This is a genomic window from Microbacterium sp. W4I4 (assembly GCF_030816235.1).
Lineage (GTDB): Bacteria > Actinomycetota > Actinomycetes > Actinomycetales > Microbacteriaceae > Microbacterium.
Genome location: NZ_JAUSXT010000001.1, coordinates 1,573,764 through 1,588,941 on the forward strand (window position 1 = coordinate 1,573,764; position 15,178 = coordinate 1,588,941).

Genomic DNA, 15,178 nt, shown 5'->3' on the forward strand with positions numbered 1-15,178 from the left:
TCCTGGGTAGAAAATCTGTCGAATGAGCCGAGATCAGATCTCGTCGATCGATGCGGCTTCGAAACGGCTGGAGATGTTGATGCCGAGCTCCTCCGCCGCGCGGAAGGCCTCGTCATCGGTGTCGCGGAGGTTGACCGGGGTGCCGTCCGCCGAGAGGACCTCGACGTTCAGGCACAGCGACTGCATCTCCTTCATGAGCACCTTGAAGGACTCGGGGATGCCGGGCTCCTGGATGTTCTCGCCCTTGACGATCGCCTCGTACACCTTGACGCGGCCGAGGATGTCGTCGGACTTGATCGTGAGCAGCTCCTGCAGTGCGTAAGCGGCGCCGTAGGCCTCGAGGGCCCACACCTCCATCTCACCGAAGCGCTGTCCACCGAACTGCGCCTTTCCACCGAGAGGCTGCTGGGTGATCATCGAGTACGGACCCGTGGAGCGCGCGTGGATCTTGTCGTCGACCAGGTGGTGCAGCTTCAGGATGTACATGTAGCCGACCGAGACCGGAGCCGGGAACGGCTCGCCGGAGCGGCCGTCGAACAGCTGGGTCTTGCCCGAGCGGTCGATCAGGCGCACACCGTCGCGGGTCTCGAGCGTGGAGTCGAGCAGACCCGAGATCTCCGGCTCGCTGGCGCCGTCGAACACCGGGGTCGCGACCTTGGTGTTCGGAGCGACATCGCGTGCGTCGTCCGGGAGGTGAGCCGCCCACTCCGGGTTGCCCTCGACCTTCCAGCCGGTCTTGGCGATCCACCCGAGGTGGGTCTCCAGAACCTGACCGAAGTTCATTCGACCCGGGATGCCGAGCGGGTTGAGCACCACGTCGACCGGCGTGCCGTCCGAGAGGAACGGCATGTCCTCGACGGGGAGGATCTTCGCGATGACACCCTTGTTGCCGTGACGGCCGGCGAGCTTGTCGCCCTCGGTGATCTTGCGCTTCTGGGCGATGTAGACCACCACGCGGCGGTTGACGCCCGAGCCCAGCTCGTCGTCGCCCTCCTCGGCGTTGAACTCCTTGACGGCGATGATCGTGCCCTGCTCGCCGTGCGGAACCTTCAGCGAGGTGTCGCGAACCTCACGGCTCTTCTCGTTGAAGATCGCGCGCAGCAGGCGCTCCTCGGCGCTCAGCTCGGTCTCGCCCTTCGGCGTGACCTTGCCGACGAGGATGTCGCCGGGGCGGACCTCGGCGCCGATGCGGATGATGCCGCGCTCGTCGAGGTCCTTCAGCAGCTCGGGGCTGACGTTGGGGAGGTCACGGGTGATCTCCTCCTTGCCCAGCTTCGTGTCGCGGGCGTCGACCTCGTACTCCTCGATGTGGATCGAGGAGAGGGTGTCGTCCTTCACCAGCTCCTGGCTGAGGATGATCGCGTCCTCGAAGTTGTGACCCTCCCACGGCATGAACGCGACGAGCAGGTTCTTGCCGAGCGCGAGCTCGCCGTTCTCGGTGGCGGGGCCGTCGGCGATGACCTCGCCGACCTCCACGCGCTCACCGGCGTTGACGACCACGCGCTGGTTGTAGGACGTGCCCTGGTTGGAGCGGTCGAACTTGCGCAGGTGGTACTCCTGCGTGCCGCCCTCGTCGAGCATGACGACGACGCGGTCCGCGGAGACCTCGCTGACGACACCGGCCTTGTGCGCGGTGACAACGTCACCGGCGTCGATGGCCGTGTAGCCCTCCATACCGGTTCCGACCAGCGGCGAGTCGCTGCGCAGCAGCGGCACAGCCTGACGCTGCATGTTGGCACCCATGAGGGCGCGCTGTGCGTCGTCGTGCTCGAGGAACGGCACGAGCGAGGTCGCGACCGACACCATCTGGCGCGGGGAGACATCGATGTAGCCGATCTCCTCGGGCAGGAACAGGTCGACCTCACCCGATCCGCCACGGGGGCGGGCAAGCACGTGGCTCTCGGTGAAGGCGCCGTTCTTGGCCAGCGGTGCGTTGGCCTGAGCGATGTTGAAGTCGGCTTCCTCGGCCGCCGTCAGGTAATCGATCTGGTCGGTGACCTTGCCGCCCTCGACCTTGCGGTACGGGGTCTCGATGAAACCGAACGAGTTGATGCGCGCGAACGTCGCGAGCGCACCGATCAGACCGATGTTCGGGCCTTCAGGAGTCTCGATCGGGCACATGCGGCCGTAGTGCGAGGGGTGGACGTCACGGACCTCGACGCCGGCGCGGTCACGGCTCAGACCACCGGGGCCGAGGGCCGAGAGGCGGCGCTTGTTGGTCAGACCCGCGAGCGGGTTGTTCTGGTCCATGAACTGCGACAGCTGCGAGGTTCCGAAGAACTCCTTGATCGCGGCGACGACGGGGCGCACGTTGATCAGGGTCTGCGGGGTGATCGCCTCGATGTCCTGCGTGGTCATGCGCTCGCGGACGACGCGCTCCATGCGGGACAGACCGGTGCGGACCTGGTTCTGGATCAGCTCGCCGACCGCGCGGATGCGACGGTTGCCGAAGTTGTCGATGTCATCGGGCGCGATGCGGATGTCGGCCTTCTTGCCCGAGCGGATGCCGGGGAAGGTCTCGTCGCCGCGGTGCAGGCGCACCAGGTACTTGATCGTCGCGACGATGTCCTCGACGGTCAGCACCGAGTCGGTGAGAGAGCCGGCGAGACCGAGCTTCTGGTTGATCTTGTAACGACCGACCTTGGCCAGGTCGTAGCGCTTCGGGTTGAAGTAGAAGTTGTCCAGCAGCGCGCGCGCGGCCTCGGCGGCCACCTGCTCGCCCGGACGCAGCTTGCGGTAGATGTCGCGCAGCGCGTCTTCCTTGGTGAGGATGGTGTCCTTCGCCAGGGTCTCCTCGATGGAGGGGAAGCCGGCGAACTCGGCGAGGATCTCCTCGCTGGTCATGCCCAGAGCCTTCAGGAAGACCGTGACCGACTGCTTGCGCTTGCGATCGATGCGTACGCCGACCTGGTCGCGCTTGTCGACCTCGAACTCGAGCCATGCACCACGGCTGGGGATGACGCGAGCGGTGACGATGTCCTTGTCACTGGTCTTGTCGGGCGACTTGTCGAAGTAGACGCCGGGCGAGCGGACGAGCTGCGAGACGACGACGCGCTCGGAGCCGTTGATGATGAACGTGCCCTTGCCGGTCTGCAGGGGGAAGTCGCCCATGAAGACGGTCTGCGTCTTGATCTCACCCGTGAGGTGGTTCATGAACTCGGCCTCGACGTACAGCGGTGCGGCGTAGGTCTTGCCGCGCTCCTTGCACTCGTCGATCGAGTACTTCTCAGGCTCGAGGTACGGGTTCGTGAACGAGAGCTGCATCGTCTCGCCGAGGTCCTCAATCGGGGAGATCTCCTCGAAGATCTCTCCCAGACCCGAGATCTCGGAGACATCGGTGCGACCGGCCTTCTTCGCCTCGGCGAGGCGGGCCTTCCAGTCATCGTTCCCGACGAGCCAGCCGAACGACTCGGTCTGCAGCGCGAGCAGATCCGGGACCTCCAGCGTGTCGGAGATCTTGGCGAACGAGAGGCGGGATACTCCGCGGCCGTTCTTCTTAGTGGTGGATGTGGATGCGTTGCGAGCAGCAGCCAAGGGAGTAACCTCCGTGAGCCCGGGCAGGGCTGGTCGATTCCTAGACGGTGGAGTGTGCGCACGAGAGCTCAACGAATTGCCGACCACCATATGAGGGCACGGAGAAGCGAGCGCAACTACTAACTATATGTCGAGAATCACGACATGGCAAGCTGAATCCTTGACCAATTCCGGAAGCTGCGGTATGAGCATCCGATCTCGGCTCGTTCTCCGGCGTCGCAGGTAGGGTCGGATGCCATGAAGCGGACCCCGATGGCGAAGCACGCTCCGCACTCCACCCCCACCGCATGGGGTTCGCTGCTGTGGATGCTGGGCATCGGCCTCGCCGTCGTCACCGTCTCCGCGGTGGCCATCGCAGGGTTCGTGATCATGGATCTCGCGCAGCGGGTGGGCAAGGATGCCGTGACGCTCGAGGGCGCCCCGAAGGCGCCGCCGCCCTCGCTCGGCGAGTTCCCCGGCGCGTTCTCGATCCTGCTGATCGGCACGGACGAGTGCGGCGCACTCTCGAAGAAGATGCTCGGACCGCGCTGCGAGCGCGAGGACGGCATCCTGAACGACATCAACCTGCTCGTGCACGTGTCCGCGGCACCCCGCCGGGTGACGGCCGTCTCCCTCCCCCGTGACCTGATGCTGGAGGTGCCGCAGTGCACACGGGAAGACGGCAGTACGGCATCCGCAATGCGCAAGGCTCCGATCAACACCGTCTACTCGCACGCCGGACTGTCGTGCGTGGCGAAGACGGTGACGCAGCTGAGCGGAATCGACGTCGACTTCGCCGCCAAGCTCAGCTTCGACGGAGTCATGGAGATCACCGACGCCATCGGCGGAGTCGAGGTGTGCATCGGCCCGGAGGGTCTGCACGACCCGCACAACACCGGATTGGACTGGGGACCGGGTCCCCGGACCATCAAGGGCTACGACGCCCTGCAGTTCATCCGGGTGCGGCACGGCATCGGCGACGGCAGCGACCTGTCGCGCATCTCCAACCAGCAGCAGTACATGTCGAGGCTCGCCCGCACCATCCTCAGCAGCGAGACGCTCACCGACATCCCCAAGATGATCCGACTGGCCGGCACGATCGTCGACAACGTGCAGGCCAGCAGCGAACTGGCCGACCCGCTGCGGCTCGCCCAGCTGGCGCTCGCGATGAAGGACGTGCGGTTCGACGACTTCCTGTTCCTGCAGCTGCCCACGGTGGAGGATCCACAGGCACCGGAGCAGCGGGTGGTGGAGAACACCGCCGCAGCGGCGCCGATGTGGAAGGCGATCATCGACGGTCGGTCCATGCGGATCACCGGCACGGCGAGCAGCCACGGCAGCGCGACCGTGGAGACGCCGACCGCACCGCCTGCAGGGCAGCCCTCGGCATCCCCCTCGTCGAAGCCCTCCTCGACGCCCGGGTCGACGCCCGGGGACGAGACCGTGCTCTCCCCTCAGATCAGCGGCATCGACCTGAACCAGCAGACCTGCACCAGCTCCCGCTGATCACGCCTCGCTAGGCTCGACCCATGGGACGTGTGCGCGGGCGTGATGCCGAGAACCCCCGGGCACGGCTGGACCACGGCGGCATCGCCGAGATCGCCCCGAGCGAGTTCGCCGGCGGCTTCGAGCTGATCGTCGACGGCACCCCGCAGTCGCACGTGGATCCGGAAGACGCCACTCACCTGCACTTCGAGTACATCGTGCGGATGGGCGCGGTCATCGATCAGCTCGGCGCCTCGGCATCCGCTCCCCTCAGCGTCGTGCACCTGGGGGCGGGCGCCCTCACGATCCCGCGCTACATCGCCGCCACGCGACCGGGCTCGCGCCAGCAGGTGATCGAACTCGAGGCACCCCTCGTCGAGCTCGTGCGCGAGCACCTTCCACTGCCGCGGGGAGCGGCCATCCGCATCCGGATCGGCGACGCGCGCGAAGGGCTGCGACGCCTGCCACCGGCGATGACCGGCAACTGCGACCTCGTCGTGTCGGACGTGTTCTCCGGCGCGCAGACGCCCGCACACCTGACGAGCGTGGAGTTCTACCGCGAGATCGCGACACTGCTCTCCCCCACCGGCGTTCTGCTGGTGAACGTCGCCGACGGCCCAGGGCTGGCCTTCGCGCGGCGGCAGGTCGCGACGTCCGCGTCCGTGTTCCCGGATGTGGCGCTGCTGGCGGACGCGCAGGTGCTCAAGGGCCGCAGGTTCGGGAACCTCGTGCTCGCGGCATCCGCCACCGACCTGCCGACCGACTGGCTGCCCCGACTGCTGGCCGCAGGCCCGCACCCGGCGAAGATCGCGCAGGGCGCGGAGGTCGCCGCGTTCGCGCGCGGCGCGGCACTGGTGACGGATGCCGATGCCGTGGCGTCCCCGAAGCCCGACTCCGGACTCTTCCTGCGCTGACCGCACCGCGTTCGCTCCCCTGCCCCCCGCGGATGGAAAACGTGGGCCCACGCACCGTCCTACCGTCGAAAAGCATCCGCGTGGTGGACTCGCAGATGGATTTCGCCGTCTCCAGTGCTCCGGTAACGACATTTTCCATCCGCGCCGAGTTCGTCAGGCGATCGGACCGGCCGGCTTGACCGATATCCTGGCGTGCCTCGAACGGTTCCCGGGTCAGCGATGCAGACTGGGAGGACGGTCGCGGAGAGGAGTCAGCAGTCGTGAATTTGATCCAGGGTTACGACCCCGACACCCTTCGCGAGATCGTCGATGCGCGCGAGTGCACGATGCGTCTCGCCGAGATCGAGAACCAGCGCAGCCTGCCCGTCCTGCTGGAGCGGGTGTGGCTGCTGAAGGTGCTCGAGCGCCTCGACGAAGCCCTCGAGCTCGCCGATGAGGCGGTTCGCCAGGCGCGCATGGCAGGCACCCGCAAGGACGTGCTGCGCGCCCGCGTGCTGCACGCCACCATCCTGCAGAACCGCGGCGCGCACGCCGCCGCCTCCCAGGAGTTCGTGACCTGCGCCAACGAGGCCGAGGGACAGGGCTGGGCCGGCATCGCCGCCTTCGCGCATCAGCACCGCGGCCGCAACGCCTACGAGGCGCGGGACTTCGACGAGGCGCGGGAGAGCTTCAAGCAGTCGCTGTTCCTGCGACGCGCGGCAGGCGCCGACGACTCAGATCTCGAGCAGGCGCTGCGTTCGATCGAGGCTGCCGAGCGGCGCGGTGCCGAGACGAGTGCGCTCGTCTGAGCCTTTGGTCATCTGAGCCCGTGGCTCTGCTCATCCGGCATCCGCGGTCTTCACCCCTGATGTCGGCGGACCGTTCTACGCTGATCCCATGGCTGATCTGAACCGCGTGCGCGTCTGGGCACAGGCGCTGATCACCATGCATCTCGATGCATCGTGGACGTTCGACTTCGATCACGCCAAGCGCCGCGCGGGGCTGTGCGACTACCGCCGCAAGCGCATAACGGTATCGCGGTATCTGGCCGCCCGGTTCGAGGACGACGAGGTGCATCAGACACTGCTGCACGAGGTGGCGCACGCCGTCGCCGGTCACGCCGCCGCGCACGGGCCGGAGTGGAAGCGCGTCGCTCGCGACCTGGGTTACGTCGGCGGCACGACGCATCACGGCGAGACGGCGACCGAACTCGCACCGTGGGTCGGGCGCTGCCCCGCGGGACACGTCACCTACCGTCACCGCCGACCGGCACGGGAGACGTCGTGCGCGAAGTGCTCGCGCCGATTCGATCAGCGCTACCTGTTCACCTGGACGCGCCGGGAGATCACGCCGGCCGACCGACTGGCCGCACAGCTGCCGCGCTGAGCACTTCCGACTTCAGGCGTTCTCGCGGGGTGCGCGGTAGCGGCGCACGAGCAGCGTGATCAGACGCCAGCCCAGCAGGAACACCGCCAGCACGATCGAGGCCACGATGATGAACGGCGTCTCCGCTGTGTCTCCCGTGGCGATGCGCAGCAGCATCCCGCCTGCCACCGTGACCACCCAGGCGATCACGCCCCAGCCCAGCGACCAGGGACGACGCGGACGCATCGGCACCAGCGCGGCGAGTGCGTGCCCGACGATCAGCGCGACGAGGAACGGCCAGGCGGTGAGCAGGAATCCGATCGGATCCTCCCCATGCGAGGCACGACCGATCACGGCGAAGATCAGCACGAGAACAGCATCGACGAGGAGCGCGGGCAGGTACCTCATGCTCCGACCTTAGAGGCATCCGCTCGCTCCAGGGCGCGGCGCGCGGGTATCCGACGCGCGGCGCACGGATGCGTCCTCGCGTCAGGCGAAGCGCTCGAACACTCCGTCGCGCAGCACGGGCACGGCGTCGACGGCATCCAGCTCGGCGGCCTCTTCGACGGTCGCGGGGCGGATGCCGGATTCGGCCATCCGTGCGGTGGACGCAACACCGACGGCCAGCTCCCGCCCCGAGCCGCTCGCGGTCAGCAGGTGGCGCAGCGCCCGGCGCAGCGCGCGGAAGGATTCGGAGGCCACAGCACCGTCGGGGGCGGAGTGATCGATGCCCAGGTCGGTCAGCGCCGCGATCACCGCGCCGGCTCCGAGCTGGTCCTCCACCGCGTGGCGCAGGTCTCCATCAGGGGTGCGCTCCCCCGCGGCGAGGATCGTCACGGAGGTGCGGTCGGCGCGGCGCTCCTGAAGGGTCATGACCGCACGGGCGGTCGCGGCGGCGTTGCGGATGCCGCCGAGCAGCACGACGGCGCCGGTCTCAGCCGCCGCGGTGGCCACCGCTGCGCCGTTGCTGGACCAGTCCCTGGCATCCTCGAGCGGCACGGTGCCGCCGGCCGCGACGACATCCGCCATGGTCGAGCTGAAGCGCAGCACGTCGACCACCACGACGATGTCGGCGGGGGCGAGGCGGGCGAGCCCCTCCGTGCCCCACTCGAGACGGACCTGGTAGTAAGACTGATCGAACGGCGACGGCATCCTCCCAGCCTATTCCGGCTGCGCTCGCCCGCTCGTCCGCGCCCGCTCGCCCCCTCGCCCGCCACCTCGCCACCTCGCCTCGCCCCCTCGCCCCCTCGCCGACCCACCAAGCAAGCGCCGAGCCACCAGGCAGATCGCAGTGATTTGCTTGGTGGGTCGACGACTGCTTGGTGGCTCGGCGGCCCGGGCGAGCTGGTCCGCGGGGCGCGCCTCGCTAGGGTCGGCGAGTCAGTCCGCGGCGAGCGCCTCGACGGGAGCCACCCGGGTCGCGAGGCGTGTGGGAGCGACGGCGGCGATCACGGTCAGCAGGGCTGTCGCCACGACGATCACCACGACCGGCAGCCACGGGATCGCGGGCAGCACCAGCCCCGCGGGTTCGTAATCGGGCAGCACGGGCACCGCACCGAGCAGCGACTGCGCGGCGATCCAGCCGTAGGCGATGCCGAGCACGAGCCCGGTCACGGTGGCGGCGACCGTGACGTGCAGCGCCTCCAGCAGCACCATGCGGCGCACCTGCGCTCCGGTGAGTCCGATCGCGCGCAGCAGACCCAGCTCGCGCTTGCGCTGCACGACCCCGATGGTGAGCAGATTCACGAGCCCCACTGCGGCGATCACCGCGGAGACGGCGACCAGCACCATCATGATCGCGGCGAAGGCGTCCATCGGGGCGAACATGTCGTCGGCGCCGCTGCCGTCGCCCTGGCGCATCAACAGCGCCTTCGACGACTCCAGCGCGACGGCGAACATCGTCACGAGGGCCACGCCCATCACCACGCCGATCGCCATCCGGCTCGACCGCTCCGGGTAGCGCAGCGCGTTCTCGGCGGCCAGACGCGCCGTGGCGCTGCGGCCGAACATCCGGCCGACCAGACGCAGCACGGGCGGCATGACGAGCACCGCTCCGGTGACGATCCCGGTGAAGGAGAGCACCCCACCGACGAAGGCGACCACGACGCCCAGCGGAGTGACGAGTCCGAGCAGGACGCCGAGGAACAGCAGCGCGGCGCCGCTGATGATCAGCACAAGGGCCCCCACGTTCCGGCCGACCCGGCGGCTGACGTCCTCGTGGGTGCGCTCGACCGAACCGCCCAGGGCCTGCAGCGGGGTGACCGTCAGCACCCGGCGCGAGCCGATGTGCGCGGCAAGCCACGTGGTCAGCGCGACCCCGATCACCGGCAGCAGCACGCCCGGCTGCAGCAGGGAGAAGGACTCGGGCGCTCCGTCGAGCAGACTGTCGCCGACCGCGATCCCGAGTGCGGAGAAGCCCAGACCGACGACCAGTCCGGCGACGGCGCCGATCACGCCGACGACGAAGCCCTGCCCGGTGACCTCGGCGCGCTGCGAGCGCGCGGATGCCCCGATCAGCCGCATCAGCGCGATGCGCCGCGTACGGCCGGCGATGATCGTCGAGAACGTGTTGGCGGTGACCACCGCGGCGACGTACATCGCGACGGCCGTCAGCAGCACCGACAGGATGGCGACCACCACCGCGAGTGTGCCGCTGTCACCGATGAACGGATCCGCCTGCAGAGTCGCACCGATGTAAGCGGTCACCTCGACGAGCACGACGCCGAAGGCGGCGGCGAGAGCCGCGACCAGGACGCTGGCTCCCATCCCCCGCTCGCGCAGCCAGGCCAGGCGCCCGGTGGTCGCCTTCGTCTCCGGCACGACCGTGGTGAGCGCCGCGGCGGCGGTCATGCCGCCACCTCCGCGGCGAGCATGTACGCGGAGATCTGCTCCGCGCTCTGCCGCGGGTGATCGGCGACGATGCGGCCGTCGCCGAGGAACAGCACCCGGTCGGCGTGCGCCGCGGCGATGGCGTCGTGCGTGACCATCGCGATCGACTGGCCGTGGTCGCGGCTCGCAGCGGCGAGCAGTCCGAGCACCTCGCGGCCGCTGCGCGAATCGAGGTTTCCGGTCGGCTCGTCGGCGAAGACCAGGTCGGGCGCGGTGGCGAGCGCGCGGGCGATCGCGACGCGCTGCTGCTGGCCGCCGGAGAGTTCGTGGGGGCGGTGGTTCAGGCGCGATGCCAGTCCGAGCCTCTCGACGAGCCCATCGATGCGGGCCTTCTCGATGGCGGTGGGGCGGCGTCCGTCGAGTTCGAAGGGCAGCAGGATGTTGCCGATCGCGTCGAGGGTGGGAACCAGGTTGAACGCCTGGAAGATGAATCCCACACGTCGACGGCGCAGGATGGTCATCTCCAGGTCGCCGAGGCCGGTGATCTCGGTGTCGCCGATCCAGGCGCGACCCTCGGTGGGAGCGTCGAGTCCGGCCATGATGTGCATGAGCGTGGACTTGCCGGAGCCGGACGGCCCCATGATCGCGGTGAACTGGCCACGACGGATGCCGACGCTGATGTCATCCAGTGCGCGCACGCCGGCAGCGCCGGTGCCGTAGGACTTGGTGAGGTGCTGGACGCGTGCGGCGAGGCCGAGGTCCGAAGTCGTGATCTCCATGCTTCGACGCTATTTCCCGGCATCCGCCCGCCGCATCGCCCGGGCGTCGCATCCCGTGTACATCTGCAGGATGATCATCCGGTGTCAGGCAAGCGGCGAATCCACGAATGTCGGCGGAAACGACGGATGTCGGCGCGAATGCGCCGTTTCGTCCGACATCCGTCGTCCGCGCCGACAGGTGTCGGCCGAGCTCAGTTGAGGCCGTGCTCGAACGCGAAGACGACCAGCTGCACGCGGTCGCGCAGCGCGAGTTTGGTGAGGATGCGGCTGATGTGGGTCTTCACGGTCGCCTCGCTGAGATATTCGCGGGCGGCGATCTCGGAGTTCGACAGCCCGCGGGCGGCGAGCGCGAAGATCTCCCGCTCGCGGTCGGTGAGATCGGAGTACGACGGCGGCACCGGCTTGGTCTCGGGGGCGAAATGCGCGAACAGGTCGCGCGTGGCGGATGCCGCGATCACGCTCGACCCGGAATCCACCGTGCGGATCGCGGCGAGCAGGAACTCCGGATCGGCGTCCTTGAGCAGGAAGCCACTCGCGCCCTGCCTGATGGCGCGGGCCGCGGCCTCGTCGAGGTCGAAGGTGGTGAGCATGACGATGCGCGGTGGATCGGGGCGCGTCAGCAGCTCGGCGGTCGCGGTGAGCCCGTCCATCACCGGCATCCGGATGTCCATCAGCACGACATCCGGCCGGGTGCGCTCGACGACCTCGATCGCCTCCTTGCCGTCCCCCGCCTCGCCGACGACATCCATGTCCGGCTGCGACGAGACCAGCATCCGCACTCCGGCACGGAACAGCGCCTGATCGTCGACCAACACCACCCTGATCATTCTGACCTCCTGATCATCGGGATCGACTTCCATCTTCACGGGTCGGACGCACCCGTCCGCGCAGGATTACCGGACGGAACCGACGGGCAACGTCGAACGGACCACGAACTGGTCATCGATGCGCTCGGCTGTCAGCGTGCCGCCGACCAGCTGCGCGCGTTCGCGCATGCCGACCAGGCCGTGACCGCCACTCGGGCCCATGCCGACCGGCACCGTCGCGATCGTGTTGCGCACGTCGATCTCGACGCGGTCCGGCCACCAGGACAGGCGGATGTCGACACCATCCCGGCCGTGACGCAGGGCGTTCGTCAGCGCCTCCTGCAGGATTCGGTAGACGGCGAGCTGGATGGATGCCGGCGGCTCCCCCGGCGGCATCGGGTCGATTGTGACGCGCGGCTCGATGCCGGAGCCTCGGACGTGCGCGAACAGCTGCTCGAGGTCGGCGAGCGTGGGCTGCGGGCCGTCGCCCTGACGATGACGCAGCTGGGTGAGCAGCATCCGCACGTCCGAGAGCGCGGCGCGAGCGGTCTGCCCGATCGTGGTGAGCGCCTCCTGCGCGAGCTCGGGCTGCGTCGCCGCCGCGTACCGCGCACCGTCGGACTGGGCGATCACCACCGCGAGGGAGTGCGCGACGATGTCGTGCATGTCGCGGGCGATGCGTACGCGCTCCTGCTCCTCCGCCGCGACCGCCTCGGCCTGCAGCTGCGCCTGACGGGTGGCGCGACCGGCCCGGATGACACGCCAGATGAATCCCGATCCCCAGGCGATGACCAAGGCGAAGCCGACTGAGGTGGCGGCCAGCAGCGCCAGCCACACCAGCTGCGTCGCGGACCCGAGGTCCGCGCTCAGCCCGGTCTCCCTCAGTTGGATCAGCGCGATGTACGTGCCGGCGACCAGACCGCCGACACCCGCGGAGATCGCCCCGATCCACAGCAGCCGTCGGCTGCCCCACGCGGCCGTCGCGAACAGCACCACGAAGACGGCGATGTTCAGAGGCAGCGGCGACAGGCCCGCCACCATCTGCAGCAGGGCGGCCGCCCAGGCGATGATCAGCGCGAGGACCGGTGAGAGCCTGCTGATCGCCGCGGCGCCCCACATCGCGATCCCGACGACCACGACCACGCTGTTCGCCAGCAGCCCCGGTCCCATCCACGCGCTCAGCCAGCCCATGCCGAAGAGGAACGACAGCGGCACGGTGATCAGCAGACCGAGCACGCTGCCGACGATGTCGAGCACGAGCCAGGTGCGGGAGATGGGGCGGATCACACTCACACGCTACGGGAGAGGTCCGAGTCGGGGCATCCGTCGGGAGATGTATCCCTGGGGTCCGGGCATGTGTGCCACATGGCGCCCTCGACGGCGGGCATGTGCGCCACATGAGACCTGTCACCCCCATCGAACGTGGCATGTGCGCCACCTGTCCGGGACGACAGCAGGGCGCCGGGTCAGGCGCGGCAGAGGATCTCGCCGTGCGGGACGAGATACCAGCCGTCGCCGTCGGCGGCCCAGGCGCGCCAGGCGTCACTGATGCGCTGCAGATCGGCATCCGACGCCATCCCCGACGAAGTCAGCTGGCGGGCGAGGGCGGACTGGCGGATGCGGTCGGCCCACATCCCGCCCCACCACGCGCGCTCCTCCGGAGTCGCGTAGCACCAGGTGGATGCTGTCGCCGTGACGTCCGCGAAGCCGGCGGCCCGCGCCCAGCCCAGCAGTCGTCGGCCGGCATCAGGCTCCCCGCCGTTCGCCCGCGCCGCCTCGCTGTACAGGCGCAGCCACTCATCCAGTTCGGGCAGCAGCGGGAACCAGATGAATCCGGCATAGTCCGCGTCGCGGGCTGCGACGATGCCGCCGGGTTTGGCGACTCGGCGCATCTCGCGCAGCGCCTGCACGGGATCGCCGACGTGCTGCAGCACCTGGTGCGCGTGCACGACGTCGAAGGTGTCATCGGCGAAGCTCAGTGCGTGCACGTCCTCGACCGCGAAGTCGATGTTGGAGATGGCACGCGACGCGGCCAGCTTCTGCGACAGGCTCAGGGCATCCGGATCGATCTCGGTGGCCGTGACGTGCGCCACGCGCGAGGCGAAGTCGGCCGTGATCGTGCCGGGCCCCGCGCCGACGTCGAGAAGGTGCACACCGGCCGTGAGGTGCTCGGCGAGATACGCCGCGGAGTTGTCGACGGTGCGGTTGTTGTGCGAGCGCAGCACCGAATCGTGGTGCCCGTGCGTGTAGACGGCCATGCCCGCCAGCCTAGAGCCCGTCTGTATGGCGCAAACCGCCCATTTCAGACCGGAATCAGGGCGGTTCGCGCCATATAGACGGGCTTGAGGAAAAGGGCGGGTCTCAGGCGGGCGGGGGCGGGACTTCGTGGATCCTGCGGTGCAGTGTCTCGCGGTCGGGTTTGCCGGATGCCAGCATCGGCAGCTCGCCGCCCTGCAACTGCACGGGGCGGGCGTGCCTGCCGATCCCGGCTTCCACCCGTGTGCGGGCCTCGTCCAGCATCCATCGCCCGTCTCCGCCCTCCGGCACCGGAGCGAAGATGACCGACGACTCGCCCCACCGCTCGTCGGGCATGCCGAGCACGACGGCCTGTTCCAGACCGGGCACGGTGCGCACGATGCGCTCCACGCGGTCAAGGGAGATGTTGATGCCGCCCGAGACGATCACGTTGTCGAGCCGGCCGTGCACTTCGACCTCGCCGTCCAGGATGAAGCCGCGATCGCCCGTGCGGTACCAGCGCTCGCCCTGCTCGTCGGTGGTGAAGATGCGATCCGTCAGCGCCGGGTCGCCCAGGTAGCCGGTGGCGAGCATCGGCCCGCTGATCCGCAGCTCGCCGTCGACCTGCCCTACCCGCACGCCGTCCAGCGGGATGCCGTTGTACACGCATCCTCCGCTGGTCTCGCTGGATCCGTAGGTGTGCACGAGCGGCACACGCAGTTCCATGGCGCGGATCCGGATGCTGTCGGAGAGGGCCTGCCCGCCCACGAGGATCGCCCGGTGGGCGCGCAGCGCCGCGAGCACATCCGGGTCGTCGGCGGCATCGATCAGCGTGGCCACCTGCGCGGGCACCAGGGAGATGTACTCGCCCCCCTGACCTGCGGCGTCGACCAGGGCCGTCGGCGTCAGCTTTCCTTCGAGCAGGATCGGATCGGTGCCGGCGAGCAGGGAGCGCGCCAGCACCTGCAGACCGGCGACGTACCCGGCGGGGAGCGCGAGCGTCCATCGCCCGGAGCCGATGCGCTCGGCGGTCGCCGTGCCGCTCGCCGTCAGCGCGGCCGCGCTGAGGATCACCTTCTTGGGGACGCCGCTCGAGCCCGAGGTGGCGATCACGGCGGCGGTCCCGTCCGGAACCTCGTCGTCGGATGCCGGTGTGAAGCCGAGCGCAAGCGGCCGGGCGCCGTCGAGGGCCGCCGGCAGCGCCTCGAGCACCGCGCGCGCGTCGTCGCCGTCGATCGGATGCAGCCTCATCGGCGCCTCCTCCCGGCGCTCC

General features: G+C 69.2%; 13 protein-coding genes. 4 read left to right on the forward strand and 9 right to left on the reverse strand.

The annotated features are described in order from the left end of the window. Positions 1–33 precede the first annotated feature (33 nt). The gene (locus QF046_RS07540; protein ID WP_307367881.1) at positions 34–3,534 is read right to left on the reverse strand and encodes a DNA-directed RNA polymerase subunit beta; all 3,501 of its coding nucleotides are present in this window, start codon (positions 3,532–3,534) and stop codon (positions 34–36) included. A gap of 237 nt (positions 3,535–3,771) precedes the next feature. Between QF046_RS07540 and QF046_RS07545 the strand changes: the two genes are divergently transcribed. From QF046_RS07545 to QF046_RS07560, 4 genes are all read left to right on the forward strand, one after another. Further along, complete coding sequence (locus tag QF046_RS07545) at positions 3,772–5,019, forward strand: LCP family protein (protein WP_307367885.1); 1,248 nt, start codon at positions 3,772–3,774, stop codon at positions 5,017–5,019. 23 nt (positions 5,020–5,042) lie between these two features. Beyond that, positions 5,043–5,912: a spermidine synthase gene (locus tag QF046_RS07550; protein WP_307367891.1), complete on the forward strand. Its 870-nt coding sequence runs from the start codon at positions 5,043–5,045 to the stop codon at positions 5,910–5,912. A gap of 260 nt (positions 5,913–6,172) precedes the next feature. After that, on the forward strand, positions 6,173–6,700 hold the full coding sequence (locus QF046_RS07555) for a hypothetical protein (protein ID WP_307367894.1): 528 nt from the start codon (positions 6,173–6,175) through the stop codon (positions 6,698–6,700). Between the two features lie 88 nt (positions 6,701–6,788). Continuing rightward, positions 6,789–7,277 (forward strand): SprT-like domain-containing protein, encoded by a 489-nt coding sequence (locus QF046_RS07560; RefSeq protein WP_307367897.1) that lies wholly within the window; start codon positions 6,789–6,791, stop codon positions 7,275–7,277. A gap of 12 nt (positions 7,278–7,289) precedes the next feature. On the opposite strand, the gene QF046_RS07565 is transcribed toward QF046_RS07560, so the two are convergent. From QF046_RS07565 to QF046_RS07600, 8 genes are all read right to left on the reverse strand, one after another. Further along, entirely contained in the window at positions 7,290–7,664 is a 375-nt protein-coding gene (locus tag QF046_RS07565; RefSeq protein ID WP_307367900.1) for a DUF3054 domain-containing protein, read from the reverse strand. 81 nt (positions 7,665–7,745) lie between these two features. Continuing rightward, positions 7,746–8,408 carry a 2-phosphosulfolactate phosphatase gene (locus QF046_RS07570; protein WP_307367903.1) on the reverse strand — a complete coding sequence of 221 codons (663 nt, stop codon included), beginning with the start codon at positions 8,406–8,408 and terminating at the stop codon, positions 7,746–7,748. Between the two features lie 228 nt (positions 8,409–8,636). After that, entirely contained in the window at positions 8,637–10,106 is a 1,470-nt protein-coding gene (locus tag QF046_RS07575) for an ABC transporter permease (protein ID WP_307367906.1), read from the reverse strand. Next, a complete protein-coding gene (locus QF046_RS07580; RefSeq protein ID WP_307367909.1) occupies positions 10,103–10,864 on the reverse strand; it encodes an ABC transporter ATP-binding protein in 762 nt (253 codons plus the stop codon). Before QF046_RS07580 ends, QF046_RS07575 begins: the two co-directional genes overlap by 4 nt. Before the next feature lie 191 nt (positions 10,865–11,055). Then, positions 11,056–11,691, reverse strand: coding sequence for a response regulator transcription factor (locus QF046_RS07585; RefSeq protein ID WP_307367912.1), 636 nt, complete (start codon positions 11,689–11,691; stop codon positions 11,056–11,058). A gap of 66 nt (positions 11,692–11,757) precedes the next feature. After that, a complete protein-coding gene (locus tag QF046_RS07590) occupies positions 11,758–12,957 on the reverse strand; it encodes a sensor histidine kinase (protein ID WP_307367914.1) in 1,200 nt (399 codons plus the stop codon). A 179-nt stretch (positions 12,958–13,136) separates the two neighbouring features. Then, a complete protein-coding gene (locus QF046_RS07595) occupies positions 13,137–13,928 on the reverse strand; it encodes a class I SAM-dependent methyltransferase (RefSeq protein ID WP_307367918.1) in 792 nt (263 codons plus the stop codon). Positions 13,929–14,031: 103 nt separating this feature from the next. Then, complete coding sequence (locus tag QF046_RS07600; RefSeq protein WP_307367921.1) at positions 14,032–15,156, reverse strand: AMP-binding protein; 1,125 nt, start codon at positions 15,154–15,156, stop codon at positions 14,032–14,034. Between the last annotated feature and the right edge of the window lie 22 nt (positions 15,157–15,178).